The sequence below is a fragment of the Paenibacillus abyssi genome (assembly GCF_014640295.1).
GTDB classification, from domain to species: domain Bacteria; phylum Bacillota; class Bacilli; order Paenibacillales; family Paenibacillaceae; genus Paenibacillus_D; species Paenibacillus_D abyssi.
Window position 1 is genome coordinate 291,754 of sequence record NZ_BMGR01000001.1, and the last position, 18,655, is coordinate 310,408.

The 18,655-nt window shown below is 47.4% G+C and carries 17 protein-coding genes and 1 pseudogene; 12 read left to right on the forward strand and 6 right to left on the reverse strand.

The genetic code is table 11. The features are described 5' to 3' along the window. Window positions 1–2,091 carry a sensor histidine kinase gene (locus IEW11_RS01690; protein ID WP_188528400.1) on the forward strand — a complete coding sequence of 697 codons (2,091 nt, stop codon included), beginning with the start codon at window positions 1–3 and terminating at the stop codon, window positions 2,089–2,091. Window positions 2,092–2,440: 349 nt separating this feature from the next. Here the strand turns inward: IEW11_RS01690 and IEW11_RS01695 are convergent, their stop codons facing one another. Further along, the gene (locus IEW11_RS01695) at window positions 2,441–2,764 is read right to left on the reverse strand and encodes a helix-turn-helix domain-containing protein (RefSeq protein ID WP_188528402.1); all 324 of its coding nucleotides are present in this window, start codon (window positions 2,762–2,764) and stop codon (window positions 2,441–2,443) included. Window positions 2,765–2,903: 139 nt separating this feature from the next. On the opposite strand from IEW11_RS01695, the gene IEW11_RS01700 reads away from it, so the two are divergent. Further along, a complete protein-coding gene (locus IEW11_RS01700) occupies window positions 2,904–3,101 on the forward strand; it encodes a hypothetical protein (RefSeq protein ID WP_188528404.1) in 198 nt (65 codons plus the stop codon). 193 nt (window positions 3,102–3,294) lie between these two features. Here the strand turns inward: IEW11_RS01700 and IEW11_RS01705 are convergent, their stop codons facing one another. Next, window positions 3,295–4,320, reverse strand: coding sequence for a cytochrome d ubiquinol oxidase subunit II (locus IEW11_RS01705; RefSeq protein WP_188528405.1), 1,026 nt, complete (start codon window positions 4,318–4,320; stop codon window positions 3,295–3,297). After that, a complete protein-coding gene (locus IEW11_RS01710; protein WP_188528408.1) occupies window positions 4,313–5,674 on the reverse strand; it encodes a cytochrome ubiquinol oxidase subunit I in 1,362 nt (453 codons plus the stop codon). Before IEW11_RS01710 ends, IEW11_RS01705 begins: the two co-directional genes overlap by 8 nt. 135 nt (window positions 5,675–5,809) lie before the next feature. Between IEW11_RS01710 and IEW11_RS01715 the strand changes: the two are divergent. Beyond that, window positions 5,810–6,809, forward strand: a pseudogene (locus IEW11_RS01715) (L-arabinose isomerase family protein); the annotation flags it as partial. Window positions 6,810–6,834: 25 nt separating this feature from the next. On the opposite strand, the gene IEW11_RS01720 reads toward IEW11_RS01715, so the two are convergent. Beyond that, window positions 6,835–7,920, reverse strand: a complete 1,086-nt coding sequence (locus IEW11_RS01720) for an AI-2E family transporter (RefSeq protein WP_188528409.1) — start codon at window positions 7,918–7,920, stop codon at window positions 6,835–6,837. A gap of 224 nt (window positions 7,921–8,144) precedes the next feature. Then, complete coding sequence (locus tag IEW11_RS01725) at window positions 8,145–8,441, reverse strand: DUF3219 family protein (protein ID WP_188528411.1); 297 nt, start codon at window positions 8,439–8,441, stop codon at window positions 8,145–8,147. A 378-nt stretch (window positions 8,442–8,819) separates the two neighbouring features. Between IEW11_RS01725 and IEW11_RS01730 the strand changes: the two genes are divergently transcribed. After that, entirely contained in the window at window positions 8,820–9,311 is a 492-nt protein-coding gene (locus IEW11_RS01730; RefSeq protein ID WP_188528413.1) for a hypothetical protein, read from the forward strand. Window positions 9,312–9,401: 90 nt separating this feature from the next. On the opposite strand, the gene msrA is transcribed toward IEW11_RS01730, so the two are convergent. Beyond that, complete coding sequence (msrA, locus tag IEW11_RS01735; protein ID WP_188528415.1) at window positions 9,402–10,370, reverse strand: peptide-methionine (S)-S-oxide reductase MsrA; 969 nt, start codon at window positions 10,368–10,370, stop codon at window positions 9,402–9,404. Window positions 10,371–10,523: 153 nt separating this feature from the next. Between msrA and IEW11_RS01740 the strand changes: the two genes are divergently transcribed. The 8 genes from IEW11_RS01740 (at window position 10,524) to IEW11_RS01775 (ending at window position 18,278) form a co-directional block, all read left to right on the forward strand. Beyond that, complete coding sequence (locus IEW11_RS01740) at window positions 10,524–11,516, forward strand: oxidoreductase (RefSeq protein WP_188528770.1); 993 nt, start codon at window positions 10,524–10,526, stop codon at window positions 11,514–11,516. A gap of 327 nt (window positions 11,517–11,843) precedes the next feature. Next, window positions 11,844–13,109, forward strand: a complete 1,266-nt coding sequence (locus IEW11_RS01745) for an L-lactate MFS transporter (protein WP_188528417.1) — start codon at window positions 11,844–11,846, stop codon at window positions 13,107–13,109. Window positions 13,110–13,426: 317 nt separating this feature from the next. Next, window positions 13,427–14,392 (forward strand): metal ABC transporter solute-binding protein, Zn/Mn family, encoded by a 966-nt coding sequence (locus IEW11_RS01750; RefSeq protein ID WP_188528419.1) that lies wholly within the window; start codon window positions 13,427–13,429, stop codon window positions 14,390–14,392. Window position 14,393: 1 nt separating this feature from the next. Beyond that, window positions 14,394–15,122, forward strand: a complete 729-nt coding sequence (locus IEW11_RS01755) for a metal ABC transporter ATP-binding protein (RefSeq protein WP_188528421.1) — start codon at window positions 14,394–14,396, stop codon at window positions 15,120–15,122. Next, complete coding sequence (locus tag IEW11_RS01760; protein ID WP_188528423.1) at window positions 15,122–16,042, forward strand: metal ABC transporter permease; 921 nt, start codon at window positions 15,122–15,124, stop codon at window positions 16,040–16,042. Before IEW11_RS01755 ends, IEW11_RS01760 begins: the two co-directional genes overlap by 1 nt. A gap of 1 nt (window position 16,043) precedes the next feature. Continuing rightward, on the forward strand, window positions 16,044–16,922 hold the full coding sequence (locus IEW11_RS01765; RefSeq protein ID WP_188528425.1) for a metal ABC transporter permease: 879 nt from the start codon (window positions 16,044–16,046) through the stop codon (window positions 16,920–16,922). 270 nt (window positions 16,923–17,192) lie between these two features. Continuing rightward, the gene (locus IEW11_RS01770; RefSeq protein ID WP_188528427.1) at window positions 17,193–17,615 is read left to right on the forward strand and encodes a VOC family protein; all 423 of its coding nucleotides are present in this window, start codon (window positions 17,193–17,195) and stop codon (window positions 17,613–17,615) included. A 258-nt stretch (window positions 17,616–17,873) separates the two neighbouring features. Next, window positions 17,874–18,278: a CBS domain-containing protein gene (locus tag IEW11_RS01775; protein ID WP_188528429.1), complete on the forward strand. Its 405-nt coding sequence runs from the start codon at window positions 17,874–17,876 to the stop codon at window positions 18,276–18,278. Window positions 18,279–18,655: the final 377 nt, after the last annotated feature.

The window sequence follows — 18,655 nt, forward strand, 5'->3', positions numbered from 1 at the left end:
TTGCTTTGGCAAAGATACATAGGCATTTCCATTCTGGTCATCGTTTTATTGACGTCAGCAGGCTGTATAAGCTCTCCCAAAGACAGCCAGATTCAAGCCCGGCATGGCATGATCGATTTGTCCGGTGTTGACCTGAACCGGCATGGAACCGTAAGCCTCTCAGGGGAGTGGGAGTTCTATCCGTTTAAGCTGCTGAAGTCTGGCACAATATGGGATAACATCCCTGCTGCATACGTTACGGTGCCAAAATCATGGAACAGCTATACGGGAATTGATGATTTACATGATGGAGAGGGCTACGGTACCTTTCGATTAACCATCATAACACAGCCGGGCGATTACATATTATCTTTACGCATTCCGAACATTTCGAGCGCCTACCGCTTATGGGTTGAGGGCAGGCTGATCGCCAGTGGAGGCGAGGTCGCCGATAACAAACAGGATTCTTCCCCGGGACAGTATCCAAAGGTGGTTTCCTTTCAGAACGGAGACGGGCATCATGAGATGGTCGTTCAAGTATCCAATTATGACCATCGCCGCGGCGGCATATGGACGGATTTTATACTGGGCATGAGCGATGAAATGGAGCAATACCAGATGCGAGTTACAGCCGAGCAGATGGTCATCTTCGGCAGTCTGGTCATGGTCGGCTTTTATCATTTGGGTTTGTTCGCGCTCCGGCGTAAAGAAAAATTCACTTTATGGTTCGGACTGCTTTGTTTGTTTGTTTCCTTACGGATTATTGTCACCGGTGATGCTTATTTGATGCAGTGGTTTCCTGAGATCTCTTGGGAAGCAGCGTTAAAAATCGAATACATCACATTCTCATTGTCCGCGTTGTCAACGTATCTATATATTTATTATTTGTTTCCGAAGGATGTATCCAAGCGGTTCTTAATTGCTTTGATCATTATAAGCGCCGCGTTATGTCTTATCGTACTCACGACAACCGGCGGCTTCTACTCCAAGCTGCTCGGTATCATTCAATTATACGTGGTTTTAACCAGCCTCTATCTATTATATATACTGGTCTCAGCAAGGCTGCGAAGACGTGAAGGAGCCTTGCTCGTTTTAAGCGGTGTTTTAGTTTTCTTCATTGCAGTCTTAAATGATATGTCGTTTTATAATGAATGGTTTGGCATCAGCGATCTCGTTCCCATTGGATTGTTCTTCTTTATTATGATGCAATCTTTCATCATTTCATCCCGATTTTCCCATGCGCTTCGCAAGGTGGAGCTTGTGTCCGCTGAGGTTCGGGAATTAAACACACATCTGGAAGAGCGTATCGAAGAGCGGACGAATGAACTGCTCAGGTCCAATGAAACATTGGAGAAGGCCAATGCTGAGCTTGCCAAAATGGAAAATTCGAGGCGTCATTTGATGACGAACATCTCCCATGACTTAAGAACGCCGATGACGCTCATTCAAGGTTATTTGGAGGTGCTCCAGGATGAAGTCGTCAAAGATCCCAAGGAGCAAGCAAGATATATCCGGTTGATGCTGAATAAGGTTGACGGACTGAACCGATTGATCGACGATTTATTCGACTTATCCAAGCTGGAAGCCGGTCAGGCGCCTTTTGACAAACAAAACATTCGATTATCCGAATGGATTCACCTTCAGGCAGAATACTATCAGCTCGATATTGAGAGCAAAGGGATCGCCTTTGAATGCCGATTTGTACAGGAAGAGGAATCAGAAGCGCTCAATCCGGAGTTGATAAAACTTCACATCGATCCGTTTCGAATGAGCCAAGTGATGTCAAATCTCATTTACAATGCGCTCAAGCATATGACAGAAGGCGGGAAATTGACGATCACCTTTGCTTATGATGCCCGCAATAAAACCGTTGTTACGGGCGTTCATGATACCGGAAGCGGTATGGATGCTGAAGATTTGCCCTATATCTTCGACCGGTTTTACAAGAAAGATAAGTCTCGAAATCCGGTTTATGGAGGCAGTGGCATCGGGCTGGCCATCGTAAAAGAAATTGTTGATGCGCATGATGGGACAATTCATGTGGAAAGCCAATTAGGGAACGGGAGCGTCTTTTGGATTACGCTGCCGGCAAGAGAGGAGAGAACGGCATGAACATTACGGGAAGAAGAATAGGCTATCTAAGCGGCGCAGCTTGTTCAGCAGCGATCTTTGCTAGCCTACTTCTTACGATTCCGGAGTAAGGGCCTTCATCGTTAGACCGGAGTGTAACCACTATGATTGGCAATACTGTCAATGAGGGAATGACTGCTTTTTGGGAGTGCTAATGCGATGCTGGCTTGTACACTATATGGCTTAGCTTATATTTCAGTATTCATTTTGCAACCGATATTATTTCCGGTTACGCAGCGGGAGATGTTGTTGTCTTGTTGAGCTTGCTTTTCTTCAAAAAACCGATCTCACCGTAAATATAGAACGTCTACATAAGCATGTGTACAAAACATCATTCTGCCTGTTGGATGACTTTCATCATCTGGTCGATCGATCGTTTGCGTTTATCATGATCCATATTATTGAGAAGACGGATAATTTCGATCGTATCGGGCATGATGGTGTTTTCCTGCTTGCTGGATTCACCTCCGATAATATAATCTAATGTTACATCAAACAGTGCGGCCAATTTGATTAACGTTTCATACACAGGCTGGCGGTTGTTAATCTCATAATGGCTATATGCGGAGCGGGTAATGCCGATTTGGCGGGCTACTTCTTCCTGTGAGATGCTTTTTTTTAGACGTAGTTCTCTTAATCGATCTCCCATCGTCATGTCGTGAACTCCTTAGACTTATACTTTCTTTCTCGTTTTAGCCAACCTGAAACAGTTTCTCTACTATTAGTAATTTATGATACAGAGTGTATCATTGTCAAGTGTCAACAGTTAAAAAAATAAGAAAGAAGGGTTAGATTTGAAATTATTATTTCAGTGCGATTGTGGTAATCAGACCAACTTTTTTGCCATAGGCGATACGGATGAGCTGGGAAGGGAAACATTAGAGGTGGAAGATGACGAGCGATTGCGGATCGTGTTCGGCGAAACGGGGCTTATGTTCATTTGTAATTTTTGTAAGCAAACCTATATTATTGACAAGAATGTAACCGGGTGATATAATGACCTATCTACTTGTAATATAAAATTAATGAATGTTTCTATAGATATACCCGATTCACACTGGCGCGGTCTTCGGAGCCGCAAGGATGGAAGAGAGGCAGGGCTTTCGTTGTTTTAGGTTTTTGAAATGTCTTAATAATCAAGTGGAATACCAAACTGCCCGTGAGGGCAGTTTTTTTGATTTTCTGTTATTCTTGGCGCAAATACCGTTTGTCCTTCAAAAACAGCTTCCAAAATAAGTAGAAAGCGGGACCGAGAATCAGCAGTCCGATAACATAAGAGACGAGCAGTGCCCGGAACGTGTTAGGGTTGGTGAACCCCTGCTCTACAGTCAGATACGGATAGATAATATACGGGAGATGTGATAGCCCGTATCCGATGCTGGCGAAGGCATATTGGACGATAATCGCAGTAAAGGCGGCTCTCGGGACACCGGGCATGCCGTTTGCCGGCTTCCATAATAAAGCTGTATACCCGATTACGAATGCAAGTGTCGAAAAGATGAACCAGAGCACGTTGTTCTCGATCGCTTCCACGATCCAGTACGCTTCCGAGACCATCGTATAGGTCGTGATGACGGCAAAAAACAGCGTAAACGGACCCAGCCAAAGCGCTGCTTTGCGATATAACAGATAAGCCCCCCGATCACCGGATTCTTTGGAATAATCGGCCAGAAAGAGCGCCGATAAAAAAAGCTCGGTGGACAGGCCAAACCCCAGATGCACCCAGAGTGTAGGCGAAGCCAACAAACGGCCGAAATGAAGGATAGGCACCCCATCCACGATGTCGATAAAACCGCCCAGCGAAATCGGCAGCACAGCTACAAGCAAACCGGGAATAAGCAATCCGGTGACGCCGGAAACAATGGTGAGCTCTTTTCCGTATTTTTTAGAGGAATAGGCGTATACCATAAAGCTGCTGCGGATCAAAAGCAGGATCAAAACCAGGCTTACCGGCAGCAGCAGGGCTGTTCCCAGCATCGATATGGCCTTCGGGAAAAAACCGACCAAGGCAACAACGACCAGAACCAAGAATGTATTCGTCACCTCCCAAGTCGGTGATAAGTACCGGTTGGCAAGCGCCCCGGCATTCGTCACTTCGCTGCGGCCATACACCATTCCCCAAAAGCCCGCCCCAAAATCGACAGAACCCAAAATGGAATATACGAATAACAGCGTCCAGACTAAGAGGATCGCAATCGATGACTCAGCCATTGGTCCCAACCCCTTCATCTTCAGTTATATGCGGCTGCGGCATTAAATCTTTGGAAACCGGATGGCGCTTGAAGTAATAGCGCAGGACAAATGCGGTCAGAAATAACAAAACCGCGTAGATGCTTACGAATAAGGTAAACAGCAGCCCTAAGTTACCCGTTTGGGTGGCAGCGTCCTTTGTCAGCTGCATGTGGTATATCGTCCATGGCTGGCGGCCGGTACAGCTGAAAATCCAGCCAGTCTCGATACCGATCAGGGACAGTGCGCCCGAGCTTACGAGCAGCCTTAACAGCCAGCGGGGAAGCGTCCGCTTGAGCACGTATCGCCAGATCAAGACGCCGAAAGACAAGCCGATCAGCAGTATGCCGATTACAACCATAATATTGAACAGCGTATGGATATAAAGCGGCGGCCATAGCTCTCTGGGGTATTCATTCAAGCCCTTTACGACTGTATCAAAGCTGTTGCCTGCGAGAAAGCTGAGCGCCCAGGGAATTTCGATGCCGCCTTTCACTTCTCCCGTTTCAGGATCGGCCACGCCAAATATGGCGAGCGGCGCATAGTCGGTTGTCTCGAACAATCCCTCAGCCGCGGCCAGCTTCTCAGGCTGGTAATGATGCAGCATCTGGGCGGTAGCATGGCCATTCAGAGCAGTGAACAGGGAAAGCGCACCGCCAACGATAAGCCCGAGCAGGAGGGCGCGGTTATGATAATCGTACTCTTCCTTTGATTTACCTTGTTTGAGCAGCTTATAGGCGGCCAGCGAGACAATGACGAATGCCCCCGTCATATATGCGGAGGAAAGGACATGAAGCGCTGTTGTATAAAGGCTGGGGCTGAATATAGCCGCGATTGGATCCACATTAACAACCTCGCCGTTTACGAGATCAAAGCCCCGGGGTGTATTCATCCATGCATGGGCATCGGTAATCAAGACGGCTGAGGCACTGGCTCCCAGCGCAACGAAAAAGACGCTGACAATCCGAAGCAGCGGGGAGAGCCTGTCTGCTGCATACACATAGATGGACATGAAGACCGCTTCAAGAAGAAAAGCCCAGATCTCGACTTGAAACGGTACGGCAATGACCTGCCCCACAATGGCCATAAAACCAGGAAACAGCAGCGATAGCATGACCCCCACAATCGTCCCCGATGGAATAGCGACCCCTAAAATGATGGCAAAGCCTTTGGTCCAGCGTTTCGCAAGGATAGCATAATGCTTGTTTTTTCGGATTTGGAACATCAATTCAGCAAATACGACCATAAATGGAATTCCTACACCCAGCGTCGCGAAAATAATGTGAAACGCCATTGATGTGCCGAACAAGGAGCGGGCTAATTCGACGTTATCCATAGTAGTACACTTCCTTTCTCAATTATGCGGTGGATGTGAAACTTCTTCCAAGTTAATATGAACGAAAACGTTCTGGATTATTTATCCTAAATATCGTTATATCTTTTGTTTTGGGGCTTGAAATTAAAAAATGATTCTCCTGCAAAAATGTGGATCGCAGGCTTGTCCGAGCTTCGCAAGCCGATGCTGCACCTGCATACCCAATTCAACCGTGATATTCCATGGGACAGCATCGATATGGACTTTATGAACACGAACCAGTCCGCGCATGGTGAGCGTGAATATGGATTTATCGGTACAAGATTGGGAATTAACCGCAAAGTGGTTGTTGGATATTGGGAGAATCCCGATGTCATCGCGCGGATTAGCGGTTGGATGCACACCGCGGTGGCGGTGGCGGAGAGCCGCAATCTGAAAGGCTCGTTTCGGAGATAATATGCGCCAGGTAGCGGTTACGGAAGGCGATAAGGTAGAAGCGCAGATTAAATTCGGATGGTCAATCAACGGTTACGGTATCGGGGATTTGGTCCAGCGGATGAAGGAAGTATCAGATAGCGAAGTGAAGCAGCTTCTGGGTGAATATGCTGAGCGCTACGAAATCTCCGAGGCGTCCCGCAATACACCGGCAATCTGGGATTCGATAGCGGAGCAGGCCCGCATTGAGCTGGGCATGAAAGCTTTCCTGGAGGAAGGCGGCTTTACCGCTTTCACGACTACCTTTGAGGATCTGCTTGGCATGAAGCAGCTGCCTGGTCTTGCTGTACAGCGCTTAATGGAGCAGGGATACGGCTTCGCAGGAGAGGGGGACTGGAAGACAGCGGCATTAACGAGAATGATCAAAACGATTGCAGGCAATAAGCAAACTTCGTTTATGGAGGACTATACCTATCATTTCGAGCCTGGCAATGAGATGATTCTTGGTTCGCACATGCTCGAAGTATGTCCAACGGTTGCCGCGCACAAGCCTAGGATCGAGGTACACCCACTCGGAATCGGCGGCAAAGCCGATCCTGCGCGTATTGTGTTCGACGGATTAGACGGCGCGGCGGTAAATGCTTCTCTTGTCGATATGGGCAATCGTTTCCGTCTGATCATTAGCGAGGTGGATGCAGTCAAAGTAGAAAAAGAAATGCCGACATAGGGGACAACCCATTCCAATTTTAAGGAGAATGTTCGGAAATTTTAGGTTCAATAAAGTGATGATAAAGCTTTGCCAGGATCACTTTTGCAATGAGATAAACCGGTATCGCCACCATAATCCCGATAATGCCGCTGATTGTTCCCGCAATCAGTATTAGCAGAATCGTGACGACCGGATGGATATCGAGCTTTCTCCCGTAGATATGCGGCGACAAAAGGTTGCCCTCGATCTGCTGTGCAATCATGATAATGAGAATGACCCAAATCACGGAAGACGGGGAGTCGATAAATGCGACGATCAGGCAAGGAATCATGGCTAGAATCTGACCGATATAAGGAATTAAATTAAAAAACGCGACGATTAATGCAAGCATCAGGGAGTAGGGGAGATCGATAATCAGAAAACCGATATAGACCATGATCCCAAGTAATACGCATAGAACTACCCGACCTAAAATAAATTCGCTTAAAATTTTATCGATTTGCAGCAGCGTATCCCGGGTCTCGGAGCGCAAGCGCGGAGGGAACGTATGCAAGATTTTGCGATACGCTTCCTTATCCTGTTTCAGCATGTAATAAAGAAGAATGGGAACGGTGCTGATTACGATAATAAACGTAGTGATAAATGAGACGGCCCCGGAAACGTATTCGGATGCGGAGTTGATTACATCGGATAAATAGTCCGTAAGCTTGTTCATCAGGCTGGATTCGTTGATGTCGACGCCTTGGACGATTTCACTGTTCTGCAGTTGCTGCAGCTGATTCTGGAAGTCGGTGGCCAATAACGGCAGGCTCTCGACAAAGCTGGTAATTTGAGATTTTAGCGTAGGCCATACCAGGAATAGAAACAAAATAAATAGTCCGGCCATTAAGGCGTACAGCAGCAGAATCGCAAGGGCCTTGTTCATCTTTAAGTGATGAAGCTTGGATACAAATGGACGAAGGATGTAATAGAAAAAAACAGAAAAAATGACAGGCATAACAACAATGTCAAACGCTAATCGAAATGGGCGGAACACAAAATCGATTTTGGAAGCCAAATAGATCATGATTAACACTAAAATAATATTAATCGCCGCTTGATAAAATCTTCCGCCGATCTGCACTCGGAACGCCCCCAATCTTCACATCATGTGATTAAATACCCGATAGGATTCATCTATAAACCGAGTGGGGAGAAACGGATCAACAAGCTCGTCTTTAGGCTAATCAGGAAACTTTTTGTAATGATGTAACTCGTTGGATTTTCCGCCACCGAAACAGCTTTAAAAGCCGCTTACTTTACTGTTAGAAGTAAGCGGCTTTCTATGTGATCCGTATGCTGCTGCAGTTACACTTCGATTAAGCCTAATTTGAAATCTACAGCGGAATGTTCATCCTCAAAATTCGGCACCGATGTGGAGTAGTGGTTGATGGTTCCTCTGAATTTCAGGCTTTTTCCGGGAACGCTGACATCAAATGTTGTATTATACAATAATACGGTTATGTCGTGGTAATCCTGTCTTCCTCTAACCTTAAATTCAAATGATATTTGTTTTGATTCTTTGCCGGATGCGTTGTTAACGATATCTTCTTTATAGTTCGTTACGCTAATCGTCATGTGATCGAGAATGACTTCTTCTACCATTACCATTTCTCCTTTTCGTTCGTGAGACTGCTATGTACATTGGCTGGCAATGAAGCTGCATTTGAACAGAATAACTAAGTAAGAGTTAGTGTAACAGAAATTTTGCATAAAATACAAACCATGTGCATGAGCACAATCATTGCTTTGTCATCCATAGTAAAAAAGACCAGCTTCAGCGGGTAAAGTTGTATGGGCGATGCATTTAGAAAGGAGTTTTGTTCTGGATGGAATTTTGCTACAATTAATCAAAGCCTGTCATATAGGGAGGGATATGAATTTTTAATGGAGTATCGGAATAAGATGGATGTGATGAGAGTGCACCAGCTGATTTGTAAGCGTTAACATTATTGTCCTTATCCTTGATATGGGGTGGTAACAGTGGGAACTCGCTTATTATCGGAATACTTAATTAAAAATCATTATCCGCATTTAAAGTATATAAGAATTCATACGGGCGGCAAAAATACGGCTGTCATCTATGCATGGAACGAGGAGCTTCAACTGCCGGATAAGGATATCGCCAGCTTGCAGCAGTTTGCTTCGGGTCATCTGCTTCCGTATATTTGCTTCAAAGTGAAAGCCTATCCGATGGTTCAGGACGACAAGGTCCCGCCTGTATATGAGCTTCCCGATGACATTATACAAGCTGCAATGAGCAGAAACCTGGATCAATATGGCATTGTGGGCGTCATTAATAACATGTTATCAGAAGGCCATATGATCTTTAATCATTATGATGCGCATACGGGAACCATACACTTCGATGTACACACCACAGCGGCGGTAACGGCGATCGAAAAGGATCTGATTAGCCAATATCTCTACGAAATCATACCGATTGGTTCCACCTTTGAAGTGACTTATCGGTGAGTATTATCACATAGGATGAAATAAAGGGGGTGTCCCATAAGTCATCGATGATGACGACGGGACACCCCCTTTTTGATGGTATGAAATTGATTACTTAAACAACGATAAAAACTTGCCGTAACCCTCGCGTTCAAGGTCCGCTTTAGGAATGAAGCGCAGCGCTGCCGAGTTTATACAGTATCGCAGCCCGTTCGGTCCCGGGCCGTCCTCAAATACATGTCCGAGATGGGAATCCGCATCGCGGCTGCGCACCTCGGTGCGGATCATCCCATGGGTAAGATCAAGATTTTCTTTGACATGTCCCGGAAGCAGGGGAGCGGTGAAGCTTGGCCAGCCGCAATTGGAATCGAACTTCTCCCGCGAGCTGAACAGCGGTTCTCCGGAGACGATATCAACATAAAGGCCTTCCTCGCGATGGTCCCAGAACTCATTGCGAAAAGGCGGTTCCGTTCCATTATTTTGCGTAACATGATACTGCATATCCGTCAGCGTGTTTCTTAGATGGTCAAGATCTTTCTGAAGAGACCAATGCTGCTCAATAAATGCGTCGCGTCCCGATCCCCGGCGATAAGTTTTATAACGAAACGGATTTTTCTTGTGAAATTCCTGATGATAGTCTTCTGCGGGATAGAAAGGAGCAGCCGGTTCAATCGGCGTAACGATCGGCCGATCAAATCTGCCGCTTTCCTCGAGGGCGCGCTTTGAGGCTTCCGCTTCCGCTCGTTGCCGCTCGTTGTGATAATAGATAACCGTCCGGTAGGAATGTCCGCGGTCATGAAATTGCCCGCCCGCATCGGTGGGATCGATCTGCCGCCAGAAAATATCGAGCAAATCGGTGTAGGCCATAACATTCGGATTGAACTTGATCTGCACAGCCTCGGCATGTCCGGTTGTTTCAGAGCAAACCTCTTCATACGTGGGATTAGGCTTGTCACCGCCGGTATAACCCGATACGATGCTTAAAAAACCCGGGATTTCTTCAAAAGGTGATACCATACACCAGAAACAACCGCCGGCAAACGTCGCTAACTCAATATTGTTTTCATTATGTTGATCCATAATTGGAATCACTCCTTATCCTGATAGTTTTATTGTACCCAAGGGAATGATTGTCGTCAAAGGAGGTTATACTTGGTTTCCGTTGACCACGGACTAGGAAGCGTTTACAATGAAAGTCAACTGATTCTATCTCATCTCCCGGGAGGGATTCCTATCAATTCCTTTAAAGCATTAGTCGTAGACAAGATTGATGATCGTGTGAAAACAGATATTCGTTTCCTTGCATTAGATGAATTGCCGCCGGGTGAGCTGCTCGTGAACGTTGTATATTCCAGCATCAATTATAAAGACGCATTAGCTTGCATCCCGAACGGAAATATAGTCAAGACCTATCCATTCATTCCTGGCATCGATATGGCGGGGATTGTTGTCGAAAGCAGGAATGAACATTTCAAAGAAGGGGATGAGATCCTTGTTACCGGTTATGATTTCGGGGTGAGCCATTATGGCGGTTTGAGCCAATATGCGCGGATTCCAGCGGAATGGGCGGTAAAGCTTCCGCAGGGACTCTCGTTAAAAGAAGCGATGATCTTCGGTACGGCTGGCTTTACAGCGGCGATGTCCGTCCAAGAATTGCAGCAAAACGGGATTCTCCCGGACAGCGGTCCCGTTCTTGTGACCGGCGCGTCGGGAGGCGTAGGAAGTGTCGCGGTAGCTATACTGTCAAAGCTTGGGTATGAGGTGGCAGCAAGCACAGGAAAAGAGGACAGGAGAGAAGAGCTGCTTAAGCTGGGTGCCTCTCGGGTCATGTCCAGGGAAGAAGTCATTCCTGAACAGGCGAGGCCGCTGAACAAACAAATCTGGTCCGGCGCGGTTGATTGCGTTGGCGGGAAAACCTTGGCGTCTATATTAAGCAGCGTGCAATATGGCGGGGCGGTTGCGGCCAGCGGCTTAACCGGTGGAATCGAGCTGCCGACGACGGTATTTCCGTTTATTCTTCGGGGCATCCGTCTCATTGGCATTGATTCTGTATCCGCAGGCATGGCCAGACGGGAGCAGGTATGGAAGCTGTTAGCTGGGGAGTACAAGCCGGTTATGCTGGAGGACATGTACACAGAAATCGCTCTGGAGCAGGTGCCAGAGGTTGTTCCTTCTATGCTGGATGGACAATCGCGGGGAAGGGTTATTGTTAATCTGAAAGGATGAACTGTTGAAAAAGAAAAGAAAATGTTCTTTTATCGGAAATTTTGTATTTACTATGTCAGCGTTTCCATGATATATTGTTAAATGTCGTTAGACACAATATGTTCAAAGTTAGCTAATGATTGTGCAAAACGGTTCACACGGGACAGCGATCCTGTCTTCCGGTTAACGGTTTTCACAATAATGTATAGTTGCGTGCAGTTGGTGCTGAGTAGTGTTCCTGCTTAAGGCTAACCGCCGCAGTCTTTTTGCTGCGGGAATTCCCTCAGCAAAAGACTGCGGCGGTTTTCATGTATATAGATAAACATCATGATAAGGGGAAATGAAAGGATGCAAAAAACAAAAAACCGCTGGCTAATTGCCGCCTCAGCGGTCGGAATCCACATCTCGATCGGTTCGGTATACGCATGGAGCGTTTTTTCCAAGCCGCTGATCGACCAATTCGGATGGGATCTTAAAGAAGTAACTTACACTTTCAGTATTGCTATTTTATTTCTGGGTCTTTCCGCTGCTTTTTTAGGACATTTTGTGGAGAAGTTCGGCCCGCGCAAAGCAGGCCTGCTCTCCGCCGCTTTCTTTGGTATCGGGATTATTGGTTCAGGTTATGCGGTAGATGTAGGATCATTGGCGCTGTTGTATTTATTTTACGGCGTATTCGGGGGGATTGGCTTAGGGGTTGGTTACATAACGCCGGTGTCCTCCTTGGTGAAATGGTTTCCGGACAGAAGGGGCTTAGCCACCGGGCTTGCCATTATGGGCTTTGGTTTTGCATCGTTGATCAGCAGTCCGATCATGGCGCGTTTGATCGATTCGGTTGGCATTGCAAACACATTTTATATTTTAGGCGCAATTTACTTCGTTCTTATTGCCAGCTCAGCGCTATATCTTGCTCCGCCGCCAGCAGGCTGGCTGCCGGCGCATTATAAAGCGGCGATCGAGTCCGGCAAGAAGGAGCTGAAAGTCGATCTGTCTCAGCTTACCGCTAATGAAGCAGTAAAAACCTCACGCTTCTGGATGCTTTGGGTTATGCTCTTTATCAACGTAACATGCGGTATCGCCGTAATCTCCGTTGCTTCTCCAATGGCACAGGAAATTGCGGGCATGACCCCGCTTGCCGCAGCTGCAATGGTTGGCGTGATGGGCTTGTTTAACGGACTGGGCCGTATCGGATGGGCGTCCTTCTCCGATTATATCGGAAGGCCAAATACGTATACAACGTTCTTCATTATCCAAACCGTAGCATTTGTTCTGCTCCCGTTATCTGGAAACGCCTTGATCTTCCAGCTGCTGATCTTTTTGATCCTTACCTGTTACGGCGGCGGTTTTGCGTCGATCCCGGCTTATATCGGCGACCTGTTCGGTACGAAGCAGCTTGGAGCGATTCACGGCTATATCTTGACTGCATGGGCAGCGGCAGGCTTGGCCGGCCCGATTATAGCAGCATGGGTCCGCACGACGACTGATAGCTATATCGCTACGCTGTATATTTTTGCTGTACTGTTCGTTGCTGCGTTTATCGTATCTCTGCTGATCCGATTAGAGATCAAGAGACTCCAGGCGGCGAACGCACAGCTGTCCAAAGGGCTGGCAAGTTAATAGGTAATCACTAAGCGGCATCTCCATTTGAGGGGATGCCGTTTTTTTTGTGCAGGTGCACTTTAACCTCTATCAGTTAAACAAGACCATGCATGACTCCTCAGTGAGCAATCATGCATGGTCTTGTATTCGTTTGTCGTTGATCCATCTGCCGATATCCTTTTCTGAAACGAATTACCACTTGACAAAGAGCACGGAAAGCATTAGTTTTGTACTTAGGTATAACTTTTGCATAAGGGAAACATTTTTGTATAAGTACAGATTATTTGGGTGAATGCAGCATGAAGTTCATTTCACAATATCAGGAGGAGATACACATGAAAAATCAGTTGCTTAAGCGAATATCAATCCTCGGGAGTGTAATGGTGGTGCTCGTCTTGTCGCTGCTGCTCTCTGCGTGTTCTTCGGATGCGGCGAGTCCGCAAATTCCAGGGGAGGACGGCAAGATTAACGTTGTGACGACAATCGCACAGATCGCTGAACCGGTATCGATGATTGGAGGCGACCGGGTTAACGTAGAGAGTCTGATGGGGCCTAGTGTGGATCCGCATCTTTATAATGCGACACATGGGGACATCCAGAAGCTGGAGGGTGCAGATATCGTGCTGTACAGCGGACTCCACCTGGAAGGGAATATGACGGAAATTTTCGAACAGATCGGCAAGTCAAAGCCGGTTGCGGCTATTGCGGAGGCAATCCCGCAGGATAAGCTGCTTAGAGATAAAGCGGGGGCTGCCGATCCGCATGTATGGTTCGATATCGGGCTGTGGAAGCAGGCGCTTGGCGCTGCAACTGAGGCGCTAATTAAGTATTCGCCGGACGATGCTGTATATTTCGAAACGAACAAGGCGAAGTACTTTGAGCAGCTGGATGAGCTGCAGGCGGAGGCCCAAGAAAAGCTGGCGTTAATCCCGCAAGATAAACGTGTGCTTGTAACGGCCCACGACGCATTTGGTTATTTCGGGCGTATGTACGAGATGAAGGTGGTTGGCCTGCAGGGGCTGAGCACGGAGGATGAGATCGGCATCTCCGATATCGACGAGACGATTGAAACCTTAATGGAACATCACATTCCGGCTGTCTTCGTAGAAAGCAGCATCAATCAAAATTCGATCAAAGCCGTCATTGAAGGCGCTGCAAGCCGTGGGCTTGATGTAAGGCTGGGCGGCGAGCTGTTCTCGGATGCAATGGGTGAGTCCGGAACGGCGGAAGGCACCTATATCGGTATGTACCGGCATAATGTGGAGACGATTTTTCATGCTTTAACAAGTGAGGGTGAGTGATATGGCCGTATTAAGCGTACAAGGATTGAATGCATCGTACCGGAGAAACAAAGTACTTGACGAGGTATCCTTCGAAGTGCAGCCAGGTTCATTAACGAGCATCGTCGGGCCCAATGGAGCGGGCAAATCAACACTGCTGAAGGTATTGCTGGAGCTGCATCCGAAGCTGTCCGGTTCCGTTTCTTTTTTCGGCTCGACATTCGGCAGGATGAAAACCCGTGTCGGTTATGTCCCGCAGCGCGGCTCGGTGGATTGGGACTTTCCTACTCATGCGCTCGATGTTGTGATGATGGGGCTGTATGGCCATGTGGGATGGCTGAAATGGCCGAAGCGCTGCCATCGGGAGAAGGCGATGGCTGCGCTGGAGCAGATGGGGATGGCGGATTATGCCGGGCGGCAGATCAGCCAGCTCTCCGGAGGGCAGCAGCAGCGGGTATTCCTGGCCCGTACGCTTGTGCAGGATGCGGATCTATACTTTATGGATGAACCGCTGGCCGGTGTGGACGCCGCAACGGAGCAGGCGATCATGGCGACCCTCAATGAACTGAAGACGGCGGGCAAGACGGTCATGGTCGTGCATCACGACCTTCAGACGGTAGAGGATTATTTCGACCATGTGCTGCTGCTGAACCGGACGGTCGTGGCGCATGGCAGTACAGAGGATGTATTTACGAAGGAGAATGTATATCGGGCTTATGGCGGAGGACTCCGCTGGGTAAGGGAGGGGTAATGATGACTTTACTGCTCTCACCCAATGCGCAGTGGGTGCTGCTTAGTACGTTGATTCTCGGGATGGCCTCGGGCATGATCGGCTGCCTTGCCTATTGGAAACGGCAAAGCCTGATGAGCGACGCCCTGTCCCATGCCGCTTTACCGGGTGTCGTCATTGCCTTTGCGCTGATCGGAACGAAGTTCCTGCCAGTCATTATTGCAGGAGCGGCCGTAAGTGCGCTGATCGGCGCTTTGCTCATCCAATGGATCCGTTCCTCCAGCCGTATCAAAGAGGATACCGCGATGGGCATTATTTTATCCGTGTTCTTTGGCCTCGGCATTATGCTGCTCACCATTGTTAACCGGACCGCCAGCGGCAATCAGAGCGGTCTGGACGGTTTCATCTTCGGGCAGGCGGCTTCAATGACCCGCCAGGATGTATATGTCATGCTGTTTCTTGCGCTTATTGTGATGCTAGTCGTGTTTATTGCCTTCAAGGAGTGGAAGCTATTTCTGTTCGATGCGGATTTTGCCAAAGGACTCGGGATGTCCAATCGTCTGATGAATGGTGTATATCTGGCTGTGCTCGTCCTTGTTATCGTGATCGGAATTCAGGCGGTTGGCGTTATTCTCATGGCGGCGCTGCTCATCATTCCAGCTGTCAGCGCACGGTATTGGACGCATTCGTTTAAATGGATGATCATTTTGTCTGCTTTGTTCGGCGGCGGGGCAGGCATGCTCGGTACGATGATCAGCACACTTGGCAAAGGATGGCCGACAGGCCCGTTTATCGTCGTTGCCTCCTCTGCTTTTTTCATCTTTTCACTGCTATTTGGCGCACAAAAGGGATTGTTGATCAAGGCACTGCAGCTGCGGACACAGAAAAAACAGCTTATCCGGCCATGGAACGCACAGGTCAAGCTGGAGAAGGGGGATTAACATGAGTTACACAGGATGGATTCTGCTTACCGCATCGCTGGTCGGATTGTCATGCGGGTTAATCGGTGTCTTTCTCATCTTACGTCGGATGGCGATGATGGCGGATGCGATAAGTCATAGCGTACTGCTTGGCATAGTCATTGCCTTTATAATCACGCGTCAGCTGAGCGGCGGACATATGCTCATCGGCGCGATTATAGCGGGACTTCTGACAGCAGTGCTTGTTCAGTGGTTCAACTCTCTTAGCATCCAGCACGATGCTTCGATCGGTGTTGTATTCACCACTTTATTTGCGATTGGCGTCATTCTGATTGCCACGCAGGTCGGGAATGCTCATCTGGATGTCAAACATGCGTTGATGGGTGAGATTACGTTCGTCCCCTGGAATACGATCGAGCTGCCTTTCATCGGAGCTGTGCCCGAAGCTGCATTTCTATTGGCCATCGTATTGATCGTGGTGCTGCTTGCAATCCTTGCCTTCTATAAGGAGTGGAAGATTACCTCCTTCGATCCGGCGCTTGCAGCCAGCCTGGGTATCCCGGTCATGCTCATGCATTACGTGTTTATGTCGCTTGTCTCCGTCACTACAGTTGCATCATTTGACGCAGTCGGTGCGATTATGGTGGTCGCCATGCTCATTACACCGGCTGCCGCCGCTTACTTGTGGACGGACCGGCTGTCGGTGATGCTGGTGCTTAGCGGTGCTTTTGGCGTCCTATCCGCCATCTCCGGTTATTACATCGCCGTCTGGCTCGATACGTCCATCTCCGGATCGATGGCGTTTGCCACCGGCCTGGTATTTATGATCAGCTTCTTGGGCTCGCCCAAGCATGGTCTGCTGTCCCGGGTTATTCGTCCATTCACGATACCGTCGGCTTAGATGAAGCAAGCGTGGCGGAGCGTATAGCACAATATCTGGAGTCAGGAAGGTCAGGGAGCATTCAAGCGCTCTCTGGCTTTTTTTGCGAAATGCGTGTAACGGACATATTAGCTGCTTAGCGCACGGAATGATCGACTAAGCGTCATTTTTGTCCGTTACTGTAATGGGGTTAAGATTTTATTGCTTTTGATTGAGTAATGTTAAAATGATATAATGTTAGTGAACAACAGTATTTACATTTACTAACATTTCATGAAGAGGTGAAGAAGCATGTCGGTTGATGCTTATCTGAATTTTGATGGAAACTGTCGTGAAGCGGTGGAATATTACGCAGAAGTGTTCGGAACGGAGAAACCGAAGATGTTGACCTTTGGAGAAATGCCGCCTAATCCGGCATTCACCCTGCCTGAGGAAGCAAAACATCTGATCATGCACACGCGGCTTACGATTAGCGGAAGCAACGTCATGTTCTCGGATATTTTTCCCGGGATGCCTTATGTGGTCGGAAACAACATCAGCCTTGCTATTGTAAGTAATAACAAGGAAGAAATTCAATCAGTGTTCAATCAGCTGAAAGAAGGCGGCTCCGTGCGTATGGAGCTGCAAGAAACCGATTGGTCCAAATACTATGGTATGGTAACGGACAAGTTCGGGGTAAATTGGCAGTTCAACTTAGGCCTTGGAGACTGGTGACGGGATATTGAATGATTGATTAAGGTAACATTGGAAAGAGTGAAAGCGGCGCTACCGTGGGGGCGCCGCTTTTTTGAGGGTTCTCTTTTTAAAAAGTATGATAAACTTAGATTCATCAATAAAAAAATGCAGTAAACAAGGATAAAGACCCTAAAGGGCCCGACATAATCATCCATCGTTTTCCAGGGTGCTTTATCTTGATTCGTGTCACGAAAAGCAAAACGTATGTTCAAGTTTGGAAGAAGGGAGTTCTGCGCAATGGAGATATCTGATTTTTTGTTCCCCAAGTACAAAGTAGCCTATATTCATTCAACTGCTAATATGCAGGAGGCACTGGACATGTTAGAGAAAACTCAATACACGGCAATTCCTGTTATTAATGAAGAGGGGAAATATGTTGGTACTCTCTCTGAAGGGGATCTTTTATGGAAGATGAAGAACACTTCCGGATTGGGCTTTCGAAACTTGGATATTGTCAAAGTTTTTGAAATTAAACGCCGTATTCATAATGAGAGTGTTTCGATCAAGGCGCATTTTGATGATATGCTTCATCTAGCTGCTGATCAGAACTTTGTTCCTGTCGTAGACGATAACCAAATCTTTATCGGAATAATCCGTCGTAAAGACATTATTGAGTACTATACTCGTAATATAACGGATTGACGATTAAGGTATCTTACAGAGTTTAAACTGTCACCCGAGATGTGAGCTGCGTGAAATACAAATAAAAACCCAGTATCTCGGTTGAGACACCTTGTAATTCAGTCATGGAGAATCATCCCATCTTCTTTTGTCAAACGATACTTCAGGAAGCTCCGCCATGTTCTCGTAAATCCAGTATCTTGTTTGTGGAGACAGTGATAAATAAGATTGCGCACAACGGTAAAAAGAGATGAGAGTGCACTCCTTTATGTTCACTATAGCCTGTTATTGAGGGGGGCTAAAGATACGACTAGTCTAAGATAATGAACAGTAGCGATCTGGAATAGATGGCATTTTTTGTTTATAAATTCGGAGACTGAACATGAACCAAAATTCCT